The following is a 22,044-nucleotide window of genomic DNA, read 5'->3' on the forward strand; positions in this document are numbered from 1 at the left end:
TACGACACAGGAGGCGGCGTGTCCCGTTCTCGTCGTGCCCGCGTACCCATCACCGCAACCCTGATCTCCCTGGCCATGGCCTCGACCACCCTGTTCGGCACGCCTGCCCAGGCAGCCGCCCAGGTCCCCCCACGGGAGGCGCCAGCCGCCGCCCCGGTCAGCCAGGTGGTGCCCAAGGCACCAAAGGCAGCGGCCGATCCCTTCTCCGTCCTGATCTTCTCCAAGACCGCCGGCTTCCGGCACGACTCCATCCCCACCGGCATCGCCGCCATCCAGCAACTCGGCGCCGCCAACGGATTCACCGTTGACAACTCCGAGGACGGCGCCGCATTCAACGACGCCAACCTGGCGAAGTACAAGGCGGTGATCTGGCTCTCCACCACCGGTGACGTGCTCAACGCCGAGCAGCAGGCGGCGTTCGAGCGCTACGTGCAGGCCGGCGGCGGCTACGTCGGCATCCACGCCGCGTCGGACACCGAGTACAGCTGGGCCTGGTACGGCGACCTGGTCGGCGCGTACTTCGCCAACCACCCGCAGAACCAGACCGCCACGGTCAAGGTGGAGGATCACGCCCACCCGTCCACGGCCGGTCTGCCGGACCGCTGGTCCCGGTTCGACGAGTGGTACAACTACCAGTCCAACCCCCGGCCGGACGTCCACGTGCTGGCCAGCCTGGACGAGAAGAGCTACACCCCGGGCGCCGGCGCGATGGGTGCGGACCACCCGGTCGCCTGGTGTCAGGACTACGACGGTGGCCGGTCCTGGTACACGGGCCTGGGGCACACCCGGGAGTCGTACGCCGAGCCCCAGTTCCTCTCCCACCTGCTCGGCGGCATCCGGACCGCGGCCGGCGTCGAGAACGCCGACTGCGGCGCCTCGAAGACCTCGAACTTCGAGAAGGTCACGCTGGACAGCAACACCAGCAACCCGATGGAGCTGGACATCGCCCCCGACGGGCGCGTCTTCTACATCGAGCGCGACGGTCGCGTGCAGATCGTGAAGCCGGACACCGGCAACACCGTCACCGCCGTCGACCTGGACGTCTTCACCGGCAACGAGGACGGCCTGATCGGCATCCGGCTCGACCCGGACTTCGCGACCAACAACTGGGTGTATCTCTACTACGCCCCGAACGACGGGGTCACCCGCAACCTGCTGTCCCGCTTCACGGTGACCGGTGACACCATCAACCTGGCCAGTGAGAAGCAGGTGCTACGGGTCGACACCCAGCGCAACACCTGCTGCCACGCCGGCGGCAGCATGGCCTTCGACAGCGACGGCAACCTCTACCTGGCCACCGGTGACAACACCAACCCGTTCGAGTCGAACTCGTACTCCCCGATCGACGAGCGGGCGGGCCGCCAGGACTACGACGCGCAGCGCACCTCCGCCAACACCAACGACCTGCGCGGCAAGGTGATCCGGATCCACCCGGAGGACGACGGGACGTACACGGTCCCGTCGGGCAACCTCTTCCCGGCCGGCACCGAGAAGACCCGTCCCGAGATCTACGCGATGGGCTTCCGCAACCCGTTCCGGATCGGCACCGACCCCAAGACCAACACGTTGTACGTGGCGGACTACGGACCGGACGCCAACTCGGACAACCCGAACCGGGGCCCCCGTGGTCTGGTCGAGTGGAACATCGTCACCCCGGGCAACTACGGCTGGCCGTACTGCACGGGCACGAACGAGGCCTACAACGACTACACGTTCCCGTCCGGTCCGAGCGGCCCGAAGTTCGACTGCGCCGCACCGGTCAACAACTCGCCCAACAACACCGGCCTGACCAACCTCCCGCCGGTCGTCCCCGCGACCGTCGACTACGGGTACGCCGGTGACGCGCGCTACCCGGAGATCGGCGGCGGTGGCGCCCCGATGGGTGGCCCGGTCTACCGCTACGACGCCGACCTCAACTCCAACCGGAAGTGGCCGGCGTACTACGACGGTAAGGCTCTGCTCGGCGAGTGGAACCAGAACAAGATGTACACGATGCAGGTGACTGCCGACGGCAAGTCGCTCGTGGACATCAACCAGCTGCTCACCGGCATGAGCATGATCCGGCCGATGGACTTCGAGTTCGGCCCGGACGGCGCGCTGTACCTGATCGAGTGGGGCAGCGGCTTCGGCGGCAACAACGACAACTCCGGCGTCTACCGGATCGACTACACCGCCGGTGACCGTGCCCCGATCGCGGCGGCGTCCGCCAACCCGACCTCGGGTCCGGCGCCGTTGACCGTCACGTTCTCCAGCGCCGGCTCCCGGGACCCGGACGGTGGGGCACTCACCTACGCCTGGACGTTCGGCGACGGGCAGACCTCGACCGAGGCCAACCCGACGCACACGTACGCCACGGCGGGCAACTACACGGCCCAGCTCACCGTCACCAACCCCAAGGGTCGGACCGCGGTGGCCAACGTGCCGGTGACCGTGGGCAACACCGCTCCGACGGTCTCCATCGAGTTCCCACCGGACGGCGGCTTCTTCAACTGGGGCGACCAGGTCCGTTACTCGATCAAGGTGACCGACCCCGAGGACGGGGAGATCGACTGCGCCAAGGTCGGTCTGCAGGTGCTGCTCGGTCACGACGAGCACGCCCACCCGTTGGAGCAGCACACCGGCTGCACCGGCACCGTCCAGACGTCGCTCGCCTCCGGGCACGGCGCCGAGGCGAACGTCTTCGCGGTCTTCGAGGCCACCTACACCGACGAGGGTGGTGCTGGCGGGTCCGGTGCTCTGACCGGCCGGCAGATCGAGGTCCTGCAGCCGAAGCAGAAGCAGGCCGAGTACTTCACCGCCACCGGGCGCGCTCCGGTGAGCACCGGCGGCGGCGACGCCGGCGTGCAGCGGGAAGCCGCCACCGACACCGCCGGCGGCGGGCAGAGCATCGCGTTCATCGAGGACGGTGACTGGTGGTCGGTCGCTCCGGCGGACCTGACCAACATCACCGAGATCCGCTTCCGGGCTGCCTCGGCCGCCGCAGGTGGTCGGATCGAGGTCCGCGCGGGTGCTGTCGACGGACCGGTGGTCGCGACGGCCACCGTGCCGGCGACCGGCGGGTGGCAGACGTACACGGACGTGAGCGCGCCGGTCACCGGTGCCGCGAGCGGCTCGCTGTACTTCCTGGCCCGTGACCCGAACGGCGGCTCCGGTTCGCTGTTCAACGTCAACTGGATGGACTTCGTCGGTCGCGGTGTCACCGAGAACGCGCCGCCGGTGGTCAGTGCCACGGCCACCCCGGCCACCGGCACCGCACCGGTCACCGTCGCGTTCGACGGCACGGCCACCGACGCCGAGGGGGACACCCCGTTGACGTACGCCTGGGACTTCGGTGACGGAGGCACGGCGACCACTGTGGACGCCAGCCACACCTACACCACGGCGGGCACCTTCACGGCCACCCTCACGGTGACCGACAGCAAGGGCGCCAAGGCGTACGCCACGGTGCCGGTGCGGGTCGACGCTCCGGACACGTCCTGCTTCGGGGCGCGTTCGGACGACTTCAACGGCAACAGCCTCGACAAGGAGCGCTGGAGCGTCGTCCGGGAGAACCAGCTCTACTCGCTCAGTGGCGGCGCGCTCCAACTGCCCACCGCGGTGGGTGACCTCTACGGCGCTCGCAACGACGCCACCAACCTGGTGCTCCAGCCGGCGCCGACCGGCGCCTGGGAGATGACCACCAAGGTCACCCTCCCGGTGACGGCCAACTACCAGCAGGCAGGTCTGCTGGTGTACGGCGACGATGACAACTACGCCAAGGTGGACCTGCTGTACAACGGCAGCCGTCGGGTGGAGTTCATCCGGGAGACCGCCGGCACGCCTCGCAACGAGGCCGCCGACGCCACCAACGCACCTGCCGGTGACACCGTGTACCTGCGGGTCACCAGCGACGGGACGAACCTGACCGCGGCCGTCTCGGCCGACGGGCAGACCTTCACCCCGGTCGGCCGTTCGGCCGCGCTCGCCGGCATCACCAACCCGCGCATCGGGGTCTTCGCCCTCAACGGCGGCACCGAGGCGCCGGTCGTGAACGCGGCCTTCGATTCGTTCCAGGTCACGCCGGACGCTCCGGCCGGCCCGGTCGACCCGTCGGACGAGTTCAACGGTGACACGCTGGACAAGTGCCGGTGGGACGCGATCCTCCGGGAGGACCCGACCGGTTACCGGGTCACCGGTGGCGCGCTGCGCATCGACGTGCCCAACGGTGACATCTACGGCACCGACAACACCGGGCCGAAGAACTTCATCCTCCAGACCGCGCCGTCGGGCGACTGGACCCTGGAGACCAAGGTCGACGGCAGCCTGCTGAACGAGCAGTACCAGCAGGCCGGTCTGCTCGTGCAGGCCGACGACGACAACTACCTGAAGTTCGACTTCATCGCGGACAACCAGGCCGGCTCGGCGGTGACGCGGCGGATCGAGTTCCGCAGCGAGATCGGCGGGGCGGTCCAGAACCCGCAGCCGGAGGTGACCAGCCTGACCAGTGCCGTGTGGCACCTCCGGTTGGCCCGCACCGGTGACACGTTCACCGCGTCGTACTCGGCCGACGGGACGACCTGGACCGCGTTGGAGGCGCTGACCAACACCGCTGTGGGTGCCACCCCGAAGGTCGGGTTGTTCACCCTCGGCGCCAACCAGACGGCCTCGAAGACCGCCGCGTTCGACTACTTCCGGTTGAGCACGAAGGTGGCCGACGAGACCGCGCCGGTGACCACGGCGTCGGTGTCCGGCACCCCGACCGAGGGGTGGTACACCGGGCCGGTGACGGTGACCCTCACCGCCGCCGACGAGGCCGGCGGTAGCGGGCTCGCCAGCACCGAGTACCAGCTGGACGGGGCCACCACCTGGACGGCGTACACCGCCCCGGTGGAGGTCACCGGTGACGGCGAGCACGAGCTGCGGTTCCGCTCGACCGACAAGGCCGGCAACGTGGAGGCGACCAAGACCGTCTCGGCCAAGATCGACGCCACTGCGCCGGTGACCACAGCGACGTTCGCTCCGGCGAACGACGCCGGCTGGCACAACGGCACGATCCCGGTCGTGCTGGCCTCCACCGACGCCGGTTCCGGTGTCAAGACGGTGGAGTGGTCGCTCGACGGTGGCGCGTGGACGCCGTACACGACGCCGGTCGAGGTGACCGGTGACGGGCAGCACGAGCTGCTGTACCGCTCGACCGACAAGGCGGGCAACGTCGAGACGCTCAAGTCGGCGATCTTGAAGATCGACGGCACCAAGCCGACGCTGCTGGTCTCCGGTATCGCCGACGGCCAGCTCTACGGTGACAGCCAGGACGTCCGGGTGTCCTGGCAGGCTGTCGACCCGACCTCGGGCATCGCGACGGTGGTCGGCAAGCTGGACGGCCAGGCGTACGCCAGCGGCACCCTGCAGGCCATGTACGAGCTGTCGCTCGGCCTGCACGAGCTGACCGTGACCGCGACCGACAAGGCGGGCAACGAGACCACCTCGACGGTCCGGTTCTTCGTCACCACCTCGTTCCGGGACATGCAGGGTCTGCTGGACCGGTTCAAGGCGACGGGTCGGCTCTCGGCCAAGGCGCACAAGCAGCTGACCAACAAGCTCGACGCCGTCCGCAAGTCCGAGGCGGCCGGCGACGACAAGGCGGCGGTGCGGCAGCTGACCGCGTTCCGGACGCTCGCCTCCGACACCGCTCTGGTGGGCGAGGCGGAGGTCCGGGACGTTCTGATCCGGGACGCCGATGCCATGATCGTCCGGCTCGGCGGGGCGGCCAGTAAGGCCGGGGTCAAGGCGAACGACGGCGAATCGGTCAAGGGCACCGGTCGGCTCGGTGGCGATGCCACCCGGCTCGCGCCCGGTCGCCAGCTCTGATCCGACGAGGCCCCTCTCCGACGCTGCGGCGTCGGGGAGGGGCCTCCCTCATCCGTAGTGAGGAGATGTCCGTGACGGGTATCCGCAAGGTGTTGGCCGCCGTGTTCGTCGGACTGGCTCTGACGGTGTTCGCCGCTGCCCCGGCGGCCGCTCAGGCCGCCCCGGCGGCGCAGGCCGCTCAGGCCGCCCCGGCGGCGCAGGCCGCTCAGGCCGCCCCGGCGGCGCAGGCCGACAAGCTCAAGCTCGTGGTGGCCGGTGACGGCGCCGAGGGGGTCACCATCCAGGCCACCTACCCCGACGGGCGTCGGCTGGACCAGGTGGTGCGACTGGTCCTCACGGCCACCGGCCCGGACGGGCAGAAGGTCGGGCCGGTGCAGTTGGAGCCGCAGCCCGAAGGGCAGGGTTTCTACAGCAGCGGCAAGGTGCTCACCGCCGGCACGTGGAAGGTGACCGTCAACTCCCCCGCCCCGCTGTCCGGCAAGGCCACCGCAACGGTGCAGGCCCGCGCCGCGCAGACTCCGCCCGCGCCCGAGCCGGTCGCGGTGAACAAGCCGGCGGACGGCGAGGGCGGTGCGGGCTGGTGGCCGTTCGCGGCAGCCGGCCTGGTTCTCGTCGCCTTGGCGATGGTGGTGGCCATGTTGTTCGGCCGCCGCCGCACCACCAACTGATCCATCGGCAGTAGTCGACAGGGCCGGGCCGCGACAGCGGCCCGGCCCTGTCGCGTCTCGGCTTCCTTGAAGTCGGGGTGTCCCGCGCGACAGGTCACCCCGACTTCAAGGAACGCGGGTGGATCAAGCGCGGCGCGCGCCCTCGATCAACGAACCGGCAGCGCTCAGAGGATGGCGCGCAGCGCGGCCAGGTCCTCGTCGCTGGGCTCCCAGGTGCCGGCGGCGGCGTTGGCGAGGACCTGCTCCGGCGTGGTGGCACCGGCGATCACCGAGGTCACCGCCGGCTGGGCGGCCAACCCACCGATCGCCACCTGGAGCATGCTCAGACCCCGCTCGGCCGCGTACGCCTCGATCGCCTCAATGGTGTCCCAGTCGGCTGCGGCGAGCCGCTCCGCGTACCGGCCACCGCCGGAGAGCCGGCTCCCGGCCGGGGGCTGCTCACTGCGCTTGTACTTGCCCGTGAGCAGCCCGTTGGCGAGCGGGAAGAACGGCAGCATGCCGAGACCGAACCGCTCACACGCCGGGATCACCTCGGCCTCCACGGACCGCTCCACCAGGCTGTAGTGGTTCTGCGCGCTGATGAAGCGGGCCCGACCGTTGGACGAGGCGACCCAGTCCGCGTCGGCGATCTGCCAGCCGGCGAAGTTGGAGTTGCCCAGGTACCGCACCTTGCCGTCGCGCACCAGGTCGTCCAGGGCCGCGAGGGTCTCGTCGATCGGGGTGCCCGGGTCGGGCTCGTGCATCTGGTACAGGTCGATGTGGTCGGTGCCGAGCCGGCGCAGTGACGCCTCCACCGCGCGCGCGATGTAGCGGCGTGCGCCACGGGCACCGAAGTCCGGCCCGTTGAGGCCGTTCATGTCCATGCCGAACTTGGTGGCCACCACCACGTCGTCCCGGCGGCCCTTGAGCGCCTGCCCGAGCAGCTCCTCGGAGCCGCCCTGCGGTTCACCGTAGATGTCGGCGGTGTCGAACAGGTTGATCCCGGCGTCCACGGCCGCGTCCACCACCGCCCGGGTGCCGTCGAGGTCCAGCTTGCGGCCGAAGTTGTTGCAGCCGATGCCGACAACGGAAACCACGAGCCCGGAGTCGCCCAGCCGGCGATAGGTCATCTCAGTCACGAGATCCACCCTATGCCGGCCGGACGCGCCCCACAGCGGCGGCGGCTCAACCGAGCACACCTCACTGACCAGCTCAGGGCGATGCCGGTGGGCCAGGGCCGACGGCCTCGCCCGCCTGGGGCCGCCGAGCGATCAGCGCGCAGCGGCCCCGGAGACGCAGAGTTGGAGATCAGCAGGAACGGCTGTTGTAGGTGGCCCAGTAGGGACCGCCGCCCTGCGGCGGGTAGAACCTGAAGTTCCCGTCGGGCGACCGCTGCAGGACGAACTCGTGCGCGCTGTACGAGCTGCGGGAACCCTTAGCCCCGCGGTACACCACGTACCGCCACCCGTTCTGGTCGTCGGTCTGCGCGAGCTTGTCGCCGGCCTTCGTCCAGCTGTTGCGGCCAGCCGAGCCGTCCGCGCCCAGACCCTTGTCGCGCTGGAAGTTCCTCGTCGCGGCGTCGGTCTGGTCGCCGAAGATGCCATCGATCCCGGACGAGGGCAGGTAGCCGTTTGCCCACAGGACGGTCTGCCACAGGCAGGTGACGTTCGAGCTGCGGTGAGTGCCGACGTTGACGACGCCCTCGTCATCGAAGTCGTCGGACACCCCACCGGTGCCGTGGACGTACGCCAGGCCGGTGTAGGAGCCGCTGGCCGCAGCCGGCGTGGCGAGCGTGACGTTGATGCCGATGGCCAGTGCCGCGCCGACTGCGGGAACGGCAGCCCTACGGAGTACGCGGCGGACGGAGTGAAGCGAAGACATGCATCTCCTTGCCTGAGCGAGTGTCTACTTCGGATGGGCGATGGAACTGTTGAAAGGTAAGGTGGGCCCGGCACATCCGCCGCACAACTGGCGTACAGGCCACCCGCCCGCCCCGTCATCCCGGTGCGGTACGCGTCGCGACGGATTGCAACGCCCACCTGTGAGGTGCCTGGTTGCGTTTCGACATCCTCGGTCCGTTCCGGGTGTACCGCGAGGGCCGACCGGTTCCGCTGGGCTCGGTGAAACAGCGTCTCCTGTTGGCCACGCTGTTGCTGCGCCCGAACGAGGTCGTCGGCGTCAACGAGTTGACCTCGATGCTGTGGGGCGACGACGAGCCGGCGTCGGCGGCTTCGAACCTGCGCACCTACGTGCGAGGGCTGCGGCAGTCGCTGGGCGACGGGGCGTCCTGGGACGGGATAACCGCCGTGGCGGGCGGATACGTGCTCCGGGTGGGCCCCGACGAGCGGGACCTGGACCTCTTCGACACCGCGGCGGCCCGAGGGCGCGACGCCCTCATCGCCAGCGATGCGGAGCGTGCCGAGGCCGAACTCTCCGCCGCGCTGGGCCTGTGGCGCGGGGCGCCCCTGTCGGACCTGCCCCTGCGTGCGGTGTTCGCCCGGAGGGTCGCGCAGTTCGAGGAACGCCGGCTGCTCGTCGAGGAGGACCACGCCGAGGCGTTGCTGGCACTCGGCGCACCGGCCGACGTGGTACGCCGACTGCGGGCCCTGCTCGACCTGCACCCGCTGCGGCAGCGGGCCTGGGGGCAGCTGATGGTGGGCCTGTACCGCATCGGAGACATGGCCGGCGCCGTGGACGCCTTCCGGCAGGCTCGGCAGGCGCTGGCGGAGGCGACCGGCCTCGATCCCGCACCGGAACTCATCAAGGTGTACGACGACATCCTGCATCACCGACCGGAGTTGGCAGCGCCACCGCCATCGGGGTCGGACGGGCCGGTGCCGGGGCCGCAGGTCCTCCGCCCCGAGCAGTTGCCGCGCGCGGTACCGGAGTTCGTCGGCCGCAGCGTCGAGCTGGCCAACCTCGACGCGCTACTGGACGGCGGTGCACAGGGGTCGAGCACAGGGGTCATCTCGGCGGTGTCCGGCATGGCTGGAGTCGGCAAGACCGCCCTGGCCCTGCACTGGGCGCACCGGGTCGCAGACCGCTTCCCCGACGGCCAGCTCTACGTCAACCTCCGGGGTTACGACGAGGCCGGGGTGGTGTCCCCACTCGACGCCCTGTCCGAATTCCTCGAAGCGCTCGGCATGCCCCACAACCGCATACCCGCCGGCTTGGAGGCCCGGACCGGTCTCTACCGCAGCCTGCTGGCCTCCCGTCGGATGCTCGTGGTGCTCGACAACGCCCGCGACTCCGCCCAGGTTCGCGCCCTGTTGCCCGGAGCCGGTCGCTGCATGGTCGTGGTCACCAGCCGTGACCGACTCGACGGCCTGATCGCCGCCGAGTGCGCGGTGCCGTTGACACTGGGCGTGCTCACAGCGGAGGAGTCGACGAGCCTGCTCGCCGGCCGGCTCGGGGTCGGCCGCCTCTCCTCCGAGCCAGCCGCGGTGGCCGACATCGTCGAGGCCGCCGGCCGGCTTCCGCTGGCGCTGGCGATAGTGGCGGCACGCGTCGCCACCCATCCGTCGTTCCCGCTCGGTGCCATCGCCGCCGAGTTGCACTCCACCGAGGCACGGCTCGACGTGTTGGCCGACGGCGACGTGCGGCGCGTCTTCTCCTGGTCGTACCTGGCCCTGGGGCGGGAAGCGGCCCGATTGTTCACTCTGCTGGGGCTGCATCCAGGCCCGGATCTGACCGCCGCCGCAGCCGCGGCACTCGCGGGCATGCCCACCGCAGCCGTCACGCCACGACTGCGGGAGTTGACCCGGCTCAATCTGCTGGCCGAGCACGCGCCTGGCCGCTACGCCTTCCACGATCTCCTCCGCGCCTACGCCGCCGAGCTCGCCGAGTCGTCGGAGCGCGCCGACGAACGCGCCGACGCCCGACAGCGCCTGTACGACCACTACCTGCACGCCGCCTATCCGGCCGCGCTACTGCTCCAGCCGCAGTGGCCCCCGATCGAGCCGGTGCCGCCGCTGCCCGTACCCGCCCGGCGGCCGGTGACCGATCACGGCGGCGCGCTCGCCTGGTTCACGGCGGAGCACCGGGTGCTGATCCGGGTGGTTCGGCAGGCTGCCGAGACCGGGTTCGACGCGTACGCCTGGCAGGTCGCTTGGGCGTTGAACACCTTCGTCGCGCCGCGCGGCCTGTGGCAGGACCAGCTCGACATCCAACGGGTCGCGCTGGCCGCCGCGGAGAAGATCGACGACCTCGCCGGTCAGGCTGCCGCCAACCGGTTGCTCTCCCGTGCACTGACCCGACTCGGCGACCGAGATGCCGCCGAGCACCGGCTGAGGCGCGCGCTCGAGCTGCACGAACGCCTCGGTGATCCGACCGGTCGGGCGCAGACGCTGCACAACTACTGTGAACTCTGCTATCTGGACGGCCGGTTCGACGAGGCCCTCGCGCATGGTCGCGAGGCGTTACGGCTCTACCGCCTGGCCGGCAACCGTTCGGGTGAAGCTCGGACACTCAACGCGATCGGTTGGCTGCTGGCCAGCACCGGCGATTACGCCCAGGCCATCGAGAGCTGCACCGAAGCGCTCGACCAGCAACGACAGAGCGACGATCGCAACGGCCAGGCCGCGACGCTCGACAGCCTCGGCTTCGCCTACGACCGCCTCGGTGAACGCGACCGCGCGGCCGACTGCTACGAGCAGGCGATCCAGCTCTTCCGCGACTCAGCCGACCGCTACCACGAGGCGGAGACCCTCATCCGACTCGGTGACACCCGGGAAGGGATGGGCGACCTGCCCGCTGCCTCCTTCGCCTGGCACCAGGCCGTGCGCATCTACGAGGACGTGGGCGACCCCGCCGCCGCGGAGGCCCGCCGCCGCCTCGAACGCCTGCCTCCGTCCTAGTCGGTGTCAGAGCCTGAGTCGCCCGCCGGCGGCGATCAACCCACGTCCCAGACCGGCTCCGGGGTCTCCACCACCTCGTTGTCGCCCCGGAACAGCACGAACCGGTCGAAGGACCTGGTGAACCAGCGGTCGTGGGTCACCGCGATCACCGTCCCCTCGAAGGCGTTCAGACCCGCTTCGAGGGCTTCCGCGCTGGCCAGGTCGAGGTTGTCGGTGGGTTCGTCGAGCAGCAGCAGGGTCGCCCCGGACAGCTCCAGCAGCAGCACCAGGAAACGGGCCTGCTGCCCGCCGGATAGCGTCCCGAAGCGCTGGTCGCCCTGCGCGGCCAACTCGTACCGACTCAGCACCCCCATCGCGGTGTGCCGGTCCATCCCGATGCGATGCTCGTCTCCCCGCCAGAGGATCTCGACAAGGGTCTTCGACATCAGCTCCGGGCGGTCGTGGGTCTGCGAGAAGTGCCCGGGGCGGACCCGGGCACCGAGGCGGGCCACACCGTCGTGCGCCACCGGGGCAAGCGCTCCCGCGCCGTCGACCGGCCCGTTCGCCGGGTCGGGGTCGGTGCCACCCCGGGCCAGCAACCGCAGGAAGTGCGACTTGCCGGTGCCGTTGGCACCGAGCACGGCCACCCGGTCGCCGTACCAGATCTCCAGGTCGAAGGGGAACGTCAGGCCGTCGAGCTCGAGCTGCTCGCAGACGACGGCGCGTTTGCCGGTCCGCCCGCCGGACAGCCGCATCCGGATGTCCTGGTCCTTCGGGGGTACGGGCGGCGGCCCGGCCTCCTCGAACTTGCGCAACCGGGTCTGCGCGGCCTGGTAGCGCGAGGCCAACCCGTCGTTGTACGCGGCCTTCTGCTTGTACATCAGCATCAGCTCGCGCAGCTTCTGGTGTTCCTCGTCCCAGCGCCGCCGCAGCTCGTCGAGGCGGGCGTGCCGGGCGACGCGGGCGTCGTGCCAGCTGGCGAAGCCGCCCGGGTGCACCCACGCGCTGCCACCCTCGACGGCGACCACCCGGTCGGCGCTCTGGGCCAGCAGCTCACGGTCGTGCGAGACGTAGAGCACCGACTTCGTCGACTCGCGCAGTCGTGCCTCCAGCCAACGCTTGCCGGGCACGTCGAGGAAGTTGTCCGGCTCGTCGAGGAGCAGCACCTCGTCCGGGCCGCGCAGCAGCAACTCCAGGGCGAAGCGCTTCTGCTGACCACCGGACAGGGTGCGCACCGGTCGGTCCCGGACCGCGTCCCACTGTTGGCCCAGCACGATTGTGGCGACGGTGTCGAAGAGCACCTCGGCGTCGTACCCGCCGGCCTCGCCCCAGGCGCCGAGCGCGTCCGCGTACGCCAACTGGGCATTGCTCGCGGCGTTGCTGAACTTGCCGCGGGCCTCGGCGGCCCGCATGGCGGTCTCGGTCTCGCCCAGCCGGCGGCCGGCGTCGCGCAGTGCGGGCGGGGCCAGTGACAACGCCAGGTCGGCGAGTGTCGACTCGTCGCCGATCATGCCGATGAACTGACGCATCACGCCCAGCCCACCGGCGCGTGCGACGACGCCGGTACGCACCGGCAGGTCACCGGCGACCATCCTCAGCAGCGTCGTCTTCCCCGCGCCGTTCGGCCCGACGAGGGCGATCTTGGTGCCCTCCCCGACCCGGAACGACACGTCGGCGAAGAGTTCCCGACCGTCCGGCAGAATGTGCCCGACTCCTGCCACGTCCACGTATCCCACGCGGGGATCCTGCCCCAGTGAGGGCCGAAGGGGACATCCAATTACCGGGTAACTCGTAGCACCCGGAAGCCTTTCTGGCTGGCGTGCCGCTCCACCTGCCAGTTCTGCTCGGTGAGCCAGCGTTGCAACGAGTCACCGCCGAGGTGCCGGGCGACGACCAGCCAGCCGACGCCGTCCGGCGCGAGCCGCGGCAGCCACCGCAGCAGCAGCTCGTGCAGCCCGTCCTTCCCGATGCGGATCGGAGGGTTGGACCAGATCTCGGCGAACTGGATGTCCACCGGCACGTCGTCCGGCGCGCTGACCCGGACCCGGTCACCGGCACCGACGCGGACGGCGTTGGCGGCGGTGAGTTCGCGGGCGCGGGCGTTGACGTCGACCGCCCAGACGGTGCTGCTCGGCGCGAAGTCGGCCAGCACGCAGCTGATCGGTCCGAATCCGCAGCCCAGGTCGAGCAGGTCACCGCTGGTGTCGGCGGCGGGCAGCTCGGCCTTGCGCAGGAGCACCGCGGTGCCCGGGTCGAGCCGGGTGGCGGAGAAGACCCCGCCGGCGGAGGCGAGGCGGTAGTCGCGGTCGGCGACGGAGAACTCGACCTCGCGAGCCGGGGCGTCGCTGGCGGGCTGAGCAGTGAAGTAGTGGTCGCCGGTCACGCCGGCAATTCTCGCACCAGCCCGGGTGGGTCACGAGGCGGCCTGCGCGCACATTTCTCCAAAATTATCCCTAAAGGGGACAATAGCTCTTACTCTGGGCCACATGGTGTATCGGTACGAGTCCGATGAGGACGCTTTCGAGGAGTACCCGGAGCCCGGGTCCGATCTGTCGGTGCTCGGCGCCGGTCCGCCCCCACCGGCCGGGCCCTCTCCGTCACGCTTCCCCACGCCGTCGCTGCCTCGGCCGAACCAGCTCTCGCTGCCATCGTCCCCGCAGCGGTCCTCCTCACTGCCGTCGTCCCCGCAGCCGTCGTCGCCACCGCCGCCGGCCCGTACCGAGATTCCGCCCGCCGAGCCCCGGGGCCAGGTCTACACCTCGGCGACACCGATGGCGCCCCAAGCCCGCCGCGGCGGTCGACTGTGGCAGGTCCTGATCGGCGGCGCAGCCGTCCTCGTCCTCCTCGCACTCTGCGGCCTGGGTGCCGCCGCGCTGCTCACCGAACGCGAACCGCAGCCCCAGTCGACCCCGACCCTGCAACCGAACGCCGCACCGCCGTCCGCACCGGCGGAACGGCTGACCCTGGACTCCCGGGACACCGACCAGGCCCCGCTCACCGCCAAGGAACTCTTCCCCGGCAAGGAGTTGAAGCTCGGCGACGGCCAGTCGAACTACCAGGTCGTCAAGACCCAGTCCAGTGGCAGTTGCGCCGTCGCCGCCACCGGCGAGGTCGCCGACCTGCTGGTCCGACTCGGCTGCAACCAGGTCGTCCGGGCGACCCTGCGCACTCCCGACGGCAACCACCTGGTCACCACCGGCCTGTTCAACCTCACCGACAAGGTCAGCGCCGAACGAGCCCGGGACCGCATTCGACAGCTGCTCGACGAGCGGCAGGGACGGTTCCGCGGCCTCACCGGCACCGAAGGCGACGGCACCGGCGTACTGACCAGCGCCCCGGCACGGGTCGGCTGGCAGGTACGCGGGCACTACCTGGCGTACGCCCTGGTGGTCCGCGAGGACGGTACGGCGATCAAGGCGGGTGACGCCAAGGTCGGCGAGATCCTGTTCGACATGATCGAGCTGCACCTCAGCCGTGGCGTGCTGCAACAACGCGCCGACGGTGGCAGCGCCGCACAGCCGACGGCAGCACCTACGGAGACCAACGGCACCCAGGGCGGCAGCACCGGGGACGACGACCTGCCAGGCGACTGACCCTCGGGTCAGCCCTCGACGGGGACCCGCAGCCGGCGGGTGAGGTCGGCGCGGCGGGCGTAGTCCGCCGGATCGGCCGGGTAGCCGACCGCGACCAGCGTCAACCCACGCGCCGGTGCCACTGTCACCTCGCTGGAGCGAGCCTGCTGGGTGAGGAGGCTGCCCGGCCATTCGACCGGGCGACGGCCGTCGCCCGCCACCAGCATCGCCCCCACCAGGCTGCGCACCATCGCCTGGCAGAACGCGTCGGCCTGCACGGTGGCGACCAGGATGCCGTCCGGGTCGCGCCGCCAGTCCAGCCGGGTGACCTCACGCAGGGTGGTCGCGTTCTCCTTGCGCCGGCAGTACGCGGCGAAGTCGTGCTCGCCGACCAGGCCGCCGGCGGCAGCGTTCAGCGCGGCCAGGTCCAGCGGCTTCGGCCAGGCCAACACCTCGTGCCGGCGCAGCGGCTCCGCACCGAAGGGCGCGTCGGTGACCCGGTACTCGTAGCGCCGGAACGTCGCCGAGAACCGGGCGTCGAAGTCGGCCGGCACCTCGGTCATCGCGCGTACCCGCACGTCGGCGGGGAGCAGCCGGGCCAGGCGTCGCAGCAGCCGCCCGTCATGCTCCCGCCACACGTCCGCGGGTAGGTCCAGGTGGCACACCTGCCCGGTGGCGTGCACCCCGGCGTCGGTCCGCCCGGCCACCGTCAGCCCGGTGACAGTGCCGGCGCCGAGGACCAGGTCCAGGGTCTCGACAAGCACGCCCGCGACGGTGCGCCGGGTCGGCTGGGCCGCCCACCCGGAGAAGTTAGTGCCGTCGTACGAGACGTCCAGCCGCAGCCGGATCAGCTCGTCCACCTCGTACCTCCTGTAACGGGTCGGGCCCGACACCCCGATGGGGTGCCGGGCCCGACAATGCCCTTGATCAGGCCTTGTTCTCGGTGGCCTCGTCGCTGTCCTCGCGGGCTGCGTCGGTGTCACCGGACGCCGACACCGGCGCCTCGGAGTCCTGGTCGGTCTCGGCCGACTTCGGGGCCTCCTCGGCCGGGGCGAGCGCCTCGACCTTGTCCTGCTGCGCGGCCTTGCGGGCGGCGGTCTTCTTGTTCGCCTTCGGCTCGGCGACCTGAAGCTCCTCCACCAGCTCGATGATCGCCATCGGAGCGGCGTCACCCTTGCGCGGGCCGGTCTTCACGATCCGGGTGTAACCGCCGGGGCGGTTGGCGTACCGGGGCGCGATCTGGTCGAACAGGGCGTAGACCACGTCCTTGTCCTTGACGACACCCAGCACCCGCCGACGCGAGGCGAGGTCACCGCGCTTGGCCTTGGTGATGAGCTGCTCGGCCAGCGGACGCAGCCGCCGAGCCTTCGTCTCGGTGGTCTGGATCTTGCCGTGCTGGAACAGCGCAGTGGCCAGGTTGGCCAGCATCAGCCGCTCGTGCGAGGGGCTGCCGCCGAGGCGGGGGCCCTTGGTGGGCGTGGGCATTTTTGGTGCTCCTCAGTTGTGGCGGCAGCGCGGACTAGAGCTGCTCGGTCTCGCGGTAGTCGTCGGTGTCGTAGTCGGCCTCGCCGAAGGTGTCCACGACGTGCGCCGGGTCGAAGTTCGGAGCCGAGTCCTTCAGCCCGAGACCCATCCCGGCGAGCTTCATCTTGACCTCGTCGATCGACTTCTGACCGAAGTTGCGAATGTCGAGGAGGTCGGCCTCGGTACGCCCGATGAGCTCACCAACGGAGTTGATGCCCTCGCGCTTGAGGCAGTTGTAGGAGCGGACGGTGAGGTCCAGCTCCTCGATCGGCAGAGCGAGGTCCGCCGCCAGCTGGGCGTCCTGCGGGGACGGCCCGATGTCGATGCCCTCGGCGGTCTCGTCCAGCTCCCGGGCCAGCCCGAAGAGCTCCACCAGCGTCGAACCGGCGGAGGCCAGCGCGGTACGCGGGCCCATCGACGGCTTGGTCTCGACGTCGATGATCAGCCGGTCGAAGTCGGTGCGCTGCTCCACACGGGTCGCCTCGACGCGGTAGGTCACCTTCAGCACCGGCGAGTAGATCGAGTCGACCGGGATCCGGCCGATCTCCGCACCGGACTGCTTGTTCTGCGCGGCCGTCACGTAACCCCGGCCCCGCTCGACGGTCAGCTCCATGTCGAGCCGGCCCTTGCCGTTGAGGGTGGCGAGCTTGAGATCCGGGTTGTGCACCGAGACGCCGGCCGGGGGCTGGATGTCGCCCGCCGTCACGTCGCCCGGGCCCTGCTTGCGCAGGTACATGCTGACCGGCTCGTCGTGCTCGGAGCTGACGCACAGCTCCTTGATGTTCATGACGAGCTCGACCACGTCCTCCTTGACACCGGGGATCGTGGTGAACTCGTGCAGCACGCCGTCGATCTTGATCGAGGTGACGGCCGCGCCCGGGATCGACGACAGCAGCGTACGCCGCAGCGAGTTACCCAGGGTGTAGCCGAAGCCCGGCTCCAGCGGCTCGATGGCGAACCGCGACCGGGTCTCGTTGATCGACTCCTCGGACAGGGAGGGTCGCTGGCTGATGAGCATCTTTTCTCTTCTCTTCCGGGACGCCCGCTATTTGACGTCCACGACACAAACTGTTCCGGTGGCCCGCCCAACCGGGCGGGCCACCGCAACGAGCCCGACTACTTGGAGTAGAGCTCGACGATCAGCTGCTCCTGGACCTGCGTGTCGATGACCTGCCGGGCCGGGAGGGAGTGCACGAGCACCTTCATCTGGCTCGGGATGGCCTCAAGCCACGCCGGGACCGTCTTCGAGCCGGCCTGGGCCTGCGCGACGACGAACGGGGTGAGCTCCTTGCTCTTGCCCCGAACCTCGATGATGTCGTGCTCCTTGACGCGGTACGACGGGATGTCGACCTTCTTGCCGTTCACCGTGAAGTGACCGTGCTTGACCAGCTGGCGGGCCATGTCCCGCGAGTGGGCGTAGCCGGCCCGGTAAACGACGTTGTCCAGCCGCGACTCGAGGATCTGCAGGAGGACCTCACCGGTCTTCGCCTGCTTGCCGACGGCTTCCTCGTAGTAACCGCGGAACTGCTTCTCCAGCACGCCGTAGACGCGGCGGGCCTTCTGCTTCTCGCGGAGCTGGAGCAGGTACTCCGTCTCCTTGGTGCGGCCGCGGCCGTGCTGCCCGGGCGGGAACGGCCGGGACTCGAACGGGCACTTCGGACCATCGCACTTGCTGCCCTTGAGGAACAGCTTCATCTTCTCCCGCCGGCAACGGCGGCAGTCAGCACCGGTGTAACGAGCCATCTCTCTCTACCTCTCAGACCCGGCGACGCTTCGGCGGACGGCATCCGTTGTGCGGCTGCGGGGTGACGTCGGAGATCTGCCCGACCTCGAGGCCCACTGCCTGCAGCGAACGGATGGCGGTCTCCCGGCCGGAGCCGGGGCCCTTGACGAACACGTCGACCTTGCGCATGCCGTGCTCCATGGCGCGACGCGCGGCAGCCTCGGCGGCGAGCTGCGCGGCGAACGGAGTCGACTTGCGGGAGCCCTTGAAGCCGACCTGGCCGGCGGAGGCCCACGAGATGACCGCACCGGTCGGGTCCGTGATGGACACGATGGTGTTGTTGAACGTGCTCTTGATGTGCGCCTGCCCGTGGGCGACGTTCTTGCGTTCCTTGCGCCGGACCTTCTTGACAGCGGCTCCGGCACGAGCCTTCGGTGGCATAAGTCTTCTGCGCTCCTAGTTGACTTCCGATACAGGTTGCGGCCTGGCCGTGCTCGGCGGACCTAGACCCGTATTCCGGTCTACGTCTTACTTCTTGCCGGGCTTCTTCTTGCCGGCCACGGTCCGCTTCGGGCCCTTGCGGGTCCGGGCGTTGGTCTTGGTCCGCTGGCCACGCACGGGCAGGCCCCGGCGGTGCCGGATGCCGGCGTAGCAGCCGATCTCAACCTTGCGGCGGATGTCAGCGGCGACCTCGCGGCGCAGGTCGCCTTCAACCTTGTAGTTGCCCTCGATGTGGTCGCGGAGCTGCACGAGCTCCTCGTCCGTGAGGTCCCGAGCGCGCTTGTCCGGCGAGATGCCGGTGGCGGCGAGCGTCTCCAGGGCGCGGGTGCGACCGACCCCGAAGATGTAGGTGAGCGCGATCTCCATCCGCTTTTCGCGGGGGAGATCCACGCCGACTAGACGTGCCATGTGCGGGCGTACTCCTCGTTATGTGTGGCGGAGGTGTGGACCCGTCCCACCCCGCTACCGGCCGTCCCGTCTTTCCGACGCGATAAGCGCCGGCGACCGGGATCGGTCGCTGCCCAAGCGGGCCCCGGCCTCCGACCGGGGGTCAGCCACGAAGGAGTACGTCTCGCGTACCGCTCGCGGCTGGGACGAGCATGTGTGATGTGTGGGGCTTACTCAGCCCTGGCGCTGCTTGTGGCGCGGGTCACTGCAGATGACCATGACCCGGCCGTGCCGGCGGATAACCCGGCACTTCTGGCAGATCCTCTTGACGCTCGGCTTGACCTTCACGGTTGCCTTACTTCCCATCTGGCCCGGGGACGCGCGATGCGCGACGCCGGACGTCGAAGACGGACACGGGACTTCCCGGCCGTCGTCAGGACTACTTGTAGCGGTAGACGATGCGCCCGCGGGTCAGGTCGTACGGCGAGAGTTCGACGACGACCCGGTCTTCCGGAAGGATGCGGATGTAGTGCTGCCGCATCTTCCCGCTGATGTGAGCCAACACCTTGTGGCCGTTCGCGAGCTCCACCCGGAACATGGCGTTCGGCAGGGGCTCGATGACCCGACCCTCGATCTCAATGGCTCCGTCTTTTTTCGGCATGTCCTCCGCTGTCCTGACGTCGATTGCTCCGGGCGGCCCACAACGCCTTACACGGAAATCTGATCTTGACCAGAAGACCGCGCCAGCCGCGGCTCCAGCTCCCACCGAAGCGCAGGGTGGGCATGCCGGAGTGGACGCTGTGCGCCGATCTGAAAGTGTACGCCCGCCGACAGTCGCCCGCCAAACCGGCCACCCGCCCCGACCCGCAGACTCTCGTCGATCATGAAATGACCGACCGGCACGTCATGATCGACAAGGCTGGTGAGGCCTGGGGCGTGGGCCTGGGGCCGTTGATCTACACCGCTGGCGAGGCTCGGGGTCGCGGACGTCGATCGACTCGCCTTCACGGAACCCGCGGTGACGAACCGCCCTCGACACCCCGATTTCCCGGAACCCGAGTCGATCAAGGATTCCGTCGCCGGCCTTCGCCGGTGAGGCTGCGTCGAGTCAAGCCGGTGCGGCAGGATCGTCCGGCTCGTCCGACTCGGCGGTTCGCAGTTCGCGCCGCCGCTCCCGCTTGTCCCGTTTACGCCGCCGGCGGCGCTCCCGCTCGATGGCCTGGCGCTGCGGCTCTCCCCCGGTCAGCCCGGTGATCGTGCGGACCAGCAGCACGGCACCCCACGGCCCGGCCACCCAGACCGGCCAGAAGTAGAGCAGATCCCGGCTGAGCAGCGAGGTCACCGCCCAGATCGTCACCACGATGGCGATCACGTTCAGGTACGGCAGCCACACCTCAGCCAGCCAGCGGGCCGTGACGCCACGGGTGGCGACCGGGCCGGGCTCACCTTCCGGAGAGCCCACCCCAAGCGCCGTGGCCGGAGCCGGCGCCAGACCGGACCGCTGCGGGGGCGTCACCGGCGGCAGATCGGTCAGCAGCGCTTCGAGGTCGGCGTACGTGCGCGCCGCATAGGCCCGCTGCAACCGCTCGTCGTACTCGTGGAGGTCCAACCGGCCCTCGTTGAGGGCGACCCGCAACCGTTCGGCCACCGCTTCACGGTCCGCGTCCGCCGCTCGCATCCCGTCGCGCCCGTCCATGCCGGCAAGCATGCCACCGCCCCGCCAGTCCGGCCCGCCCACGTCCCGGCCCGCCCACGTCCCGGCCCGCCCGCGCCCCGGACCCGTCCCCGCCTGCGCGCCCATGATCCACTCCAGATCGCCGACCTGGGGGTGTCCGAGCGACCTGATACCGCCACCTCGGCGATACGGAGTCGATCATCAGGATGAAGCGGGGTCGGGGCGGGCCGGCCGGTCACATCACGGTCTGGGAGGCCCGACCGGTCACCTGGCCCGCCGGTCAGTGGTGACTGACCGGCCAGGGCAGCCCGGACCGTGCTTCGACCGACAGGTCACTAACCGGCCAGGGCAGCCCGGACCCGTGCTTCAACCGACAGGGTGACTGACCCGCCAGGGCAGCCCGACCTGGATCGACCGGTCAGGAGGCAGTGGAGACGGCGGGCTGGCGGGCGGTGACCAGGTCACCAAGTCTTGCCCGGCCTCCGTCGAACGCGGTCAGCACCCACACCCCGTCCGGCAGCAGAGCCATCGAGTGCTCGACGTGCGCCGCCACCGAGCCGTCCCGGGTGACCACCGTCCACCCGTCGGACAACTCGACGGTACGCGGGGACGCCATCGTGATCATCGGCTCGATCGCCAACGCCATGCCGGCGACCAGGCGTGGACCCTTGCCCGGGCGGCCGTGGTTGAGCACGTGCGGATCCTGGTGCATCTCCGTACCGATGCCGTGCCCGCCGTAGCCGTCGACGATGCCGTACCGGCCGCCCTTGCGGACGGCGGTCTCCACCGCGTGCGAGATGTCAGTGAGCCGGCCCTTTCCGCTCGCGGCGCCACGGGCGGCGGCGGCGATACCGGCCCACATGGCGTCCTCGGCGACCTCGGCCATCTTCAACAGCGCGGGATCGACCTCGCCGACCCCGACGGTGATCGCGGAGTCGCCGTGCCACCCGTCCAGCACCGCGCCGCAGTCGATGGAGATGAGGTCCCCCTCGGAGAGCACCTGCTTCGCCGAGGGGATGGCGTGCACGATCTGCTCGTTGACCGAGGAGCAGATCGACGCCGGGAAGCCGTGGTAGCCCTTGAACGACGGAACGCCACCCGCCTCGCGGATGGTCGCCTCGGCGATGGCGTCCAGATCGGCGGTGCTCACGCCGGGGGCGACAGCCTCCCGCATCCGGCGAAGAGCCTCGGCCACCACCAGCCCGGCGGCCCGCATCTTCTCGATCTGGTCAGGGGTCTTCAGCTGGATGTCCAGCTGGGGACGACGCATGGAGCGATTACCTTTCAGTTGCCGAACAGCGGGGCACGTCTCGCGTACCCCGCTGTTCGCACT

At 70.2% G+C, this 22,044-nt stretch carries 18 protein-coding genes; 4 read left to right on the forward strand and 14 right to left on the reverse strand.

Annotated elements, in window-relative coordinates; all coding sequences use genetic code 11:
- Positions 1-18 precede the first annotated feature (18 nt).
- Positions 19-5,847: a ThuA domain-containing protein gene (locus O7631_RS01375; RefSeq protein WP_278142674.1), complete on the forward strand. Its 5,829-nt coding sequence runs from the start codon at positions 19-21 to the stop codon at positions 5,845-5,847.
- Between the two features lie 71 nt (positions 5,848-5,918).
- Positions 5,919-6,515: a hypothetical protein gene (locus O7631_RS01380; protein ID WP_278142675.1), complete on the forward strand. Its 597-nt coding sequence runs from the start codon at positions 5,919-5,921 to the stop codon at positions 6,513-6,515.
- A gap of 164 nt (positions 6,516-6,679) precedes the next feature.
- On the opposite strand, the gene O7631_RS01385 is transcribed toward O7631_RS01380, so the two are convergent.
- A complete protein-coding gene (locus O7631_RS01385; RefSeq protein ID WP_278142676.1) occupies positions 6,680-7,642 on the reverse strand; it encodes an aldo/keto reductase in 963 nt (320 codons plus the stop codon).
- Between the two features lie 160 nt (positions 7,643-7,802).
- Positions 7,803-8,375, reverse strand: a complete 573-nt coding sequence (locus tag O7631_RS01390; protein WP_278142677.1) for a peptidoglycan-binding domain-containing protein — start codon at positions 8,373-8,375, stop codon at positions 7,803-7,805.
- Positions 8,376-8,548: 173 nt separating this feature from the next.
- Here O7631_RS01390 and O7631_RS01395 point away from each other — a divergent pair, with 173 nt between their 5' ends.
- Positions 8,549-11,350: a BTAD domain-containing putative transcriptional regulator gene (locus tag O7631_RS01395; RefSeq protein WP_278142678.1), complete on the forward strand. Its 2,802-nt coding sequence runs from the start codon at positions 8,549-8,551 to the stop codon at positions 11,348-11,350.
- Between the two features lie 35 nt (positions 11,351-11,385).
- On the opposite strand, the gene O7631_RS01400 is transcribed toward O7631_RS01395, so the two are convergent.
- A complete protein-coding gene (locus O7631_RS01400; protein ID WP_278142679.1) occupies positions 11,386-13,065 on the reverse strand; it encodes an ATP-binding cassette domain-containing protein in 1,680 nt (559 codons plus the stop codon).
- A gap of 41 nt (positions 13,066-13,106) precedes the next feature.
- Positions 13,107-13,712, reverse strand: coding sequence for a methyltransferase (locus tag O7631_RS01405; protein WP_278142680.1), 606 nt, complete (start codon positions 13,710-13,712; stop codon positions 13,107-13,109).
- Positions 13,713-13,815: 103 nt separating this feature from the next.
- Between O7631_RS01405 and O7631_RS01410 the strand changes: the two genes are divergently transcribed.
- A complete protein-coding gene (locus O7631_RS01410) occupies positions 13,816-14,922 on the forward strand; it encodes a hypothetical protein (RefSeq protein WP_278142681.1) in 1,107 nt (368 codons plus the stop codon).
- 8 nt (positions 14,923-14,930) lie between these two features.
- Here O7631_RS01410 and truA read toward each other — a convergent pair whose 3' ends face one another.
- The 10 genes from truA to map form a co-directional block, all read right to left on the reverse strand.
- Complete coding sequence (truA, locus tag O7631_RS01415) at positions 14,931-15,761, reverse strand: tRNA pseudouridine(38-40) synthase TruA (protein ID WP_278142682.1); 831 nt, start codon at positions 15,759-15,761, stop codon at positions 14,931-14,933.
- 67 nt (positions 15,762-15,828) lie between these two features.
- Positions 15,829-16,386 carry a 50S ribosomal protein L17 gene (gene rplQ / locus O7631_RS01420; protein WP_088987590.1) on the reverse strand — a complete coding sequence of 186 codons (558 nt, stop codon included), beginning with the start codon at positions 16,384-16,386 and terminating at the stop codon, positions 15,829-15,831.
- Positions 16,387-16,420: 34 nt separating this feature from the next.
- Positions 16,421-17,443 carry a DNA-directed RNA polymerase subunit alpha gene (locus tag O7631_RS01425; protein ID WP_007465227.1) on the reverse strand — a complete coding sequence of 341 codons (1,023 nt, stop codon included), beginning with the start codon at positions 17,441-17,443 and terminating at the stop codon, positions 16,421-16,423.
- 98 nt (positions 17,444-17,541) lie between these two features.
- Positions 17,542-18,168, reverse strand: coding sequence for a 30S ribosomal protein S4 (rpsD, locus tag O7631_RS01430; RefSeq protein WP_007465229.1), 627 nt, complete (start codon positions 18,166-18,168; stop codon positions 17,542-17,544).
- 13 nt (positions 18,169-18,181) lie between these two features.
- Entirely contained in the window at positions 18,182-18,589 is a 408-nt protein-coding gene (gene rpsK, locus O7631_RS01435; RefSeq protein WP_007073011.1) for a 30S ribosomal protein S11, read from the reverse strand.
- Between the two features lie 87 nt (positions 18,590-18,676).
- Entirely contained in the window at positions 18,677-19,057 is a 381-nt protein-coding gene (gene rpsM / locus O7631_RS01440; protein WP_007465236.1) for a 30S ribosomal protein S13, read from the reverse strand.
- 213 nt (positions 19,058-19,270) lie between these two features.
- Positions 19,271-19,384 (reverse strand): 50S ribosomal protein L36, encoded by a 114-nt coding sequence (gene rpmJ / locus O7631_RS01445; protein ID WP_088952025.1) that lies wholly within the window; start codon positions 19,382-19,384, stop codon positions 19,271-19,273.
- Positions 19,385-19,475: 91 nt separating this feature from the next.
- Positions 19,476-19,697, reverse strand: coding sequence for a translation initiation factor IF-1 (infA, locus tag O7631_RS01450; RefSeq protein WP_007073013.1), 222 nt, complete (start codon positions 19,695-19,697; stop codon positions 19,476-19,478).
- A gap of 447 nt (positions 19,698-20,144) precedes the next feature.
- Positions 20,145-20,732, reverse strand: a complete 588-nt coding sequence (locus tag O7631_RS01455; protein ID WP_278147812.1) for a DUF1707 domain-containing protein — start codon at positions 20,730-20,732, stop codon at positions 20,145-20,147.
- A gap of 397 nt (positions 20,733-21,129) precedes the next feature.
- On the reverse strand, positions 21,130-21,981 hold the full coding sequence (gene map / locus O7631_RS01460; protein ID WP_278142683.1) for a type I methionyl aminopeptidase: 852 nt from the start codon (positions 21,979-21,981) through the stop codon (positions 21,130-21,132).
- Positions 21,982-22,044: the final 63 nt, after the last annotated feature.

Source organism: Micromonospora sp. WMMD967, assembly GCF_029626165.1.
Taxonomy (GTDB): domain Bacteria; phylum Actinomycetota; class Actinomycetes; order Mycobacteriales; family Micromonosporaceae; genus Micromonospora; species Micromonospora taraxaci.

Excerpts from the sequence above, each read along its gene's own strand:
- O7631_RS01390 (WP_278142677.1), bottom strand. The coding sequence starts at position 8,375 with ATGTCTTCGCTTCACTCCGTCCGCCGCGTACTCCGTAGGGCTGCCGTT.
- O7631_RS01410 (WP_278142681.1), top strand. The coding sequence starts at position 13,816 with ATGGTGTATCGGTACGAGTCCGATGAGGACGCTTTCGAGGAGTACCCG.
- rplQ (WP_088987590.1), bottom strand. The coding sequence starts at position 16,386 with ATGCCCACGCCCACCAAGGGCCCCCGCCTCGGCGGCAGCCCCTCGCAC.
- O7631_RS01425 (WP_007465227.1), bottom strand. The coding sequence starts at position 17,443 with ATGCTCATCAGCCAGCGACCCTCCCTGTCCGAGGAGTCGATCAACGAG.
- rpsD (WP_007465229.1), bottom strand. The coding sequence starts at position 18,168 with ATGGCTCGTTACACCGGTGCTGACTGCCGCCGTTGCCGGCGGGAGAAG.
- rpsK (WP_007073011.1), bottom strand. The coding sequence starts at position 18,589 with ATGCCACCGAAGGCTCGTGCCGGAGCCGCTGTCAAGAAGGTCCGGCGC.
- rpsM (WP_007465236.1), bottom strand. The coding sequence starts at position 19,057 with ATGGCACGTCTAGTCGGCGTGGATCTCCCCCGCGAAAAGCGGATGGAG.
- infA (WP_007073013.1), bottom strand. The coding sequence starts at position 19,697 with ATGCCGAAAAAAGACGGAGCCATTGAGATCGAGGGTCGGGTCATCGAG.
- O7631_RS01455 (WP_278147812.1), bottom strand. The coding sequence starts at position 20,732 with ATGGACGGGCGCGACGGGATGCGAGCGGCGGACGCGGACCGTGAAGCG.
- map (WP_278142683.1), bottom strand. The coding sequence starts at position 21,981 with ATGCGTCGTCCCCAGCTGGACATCCAGCTGAAGACCCCTGACCAGATC.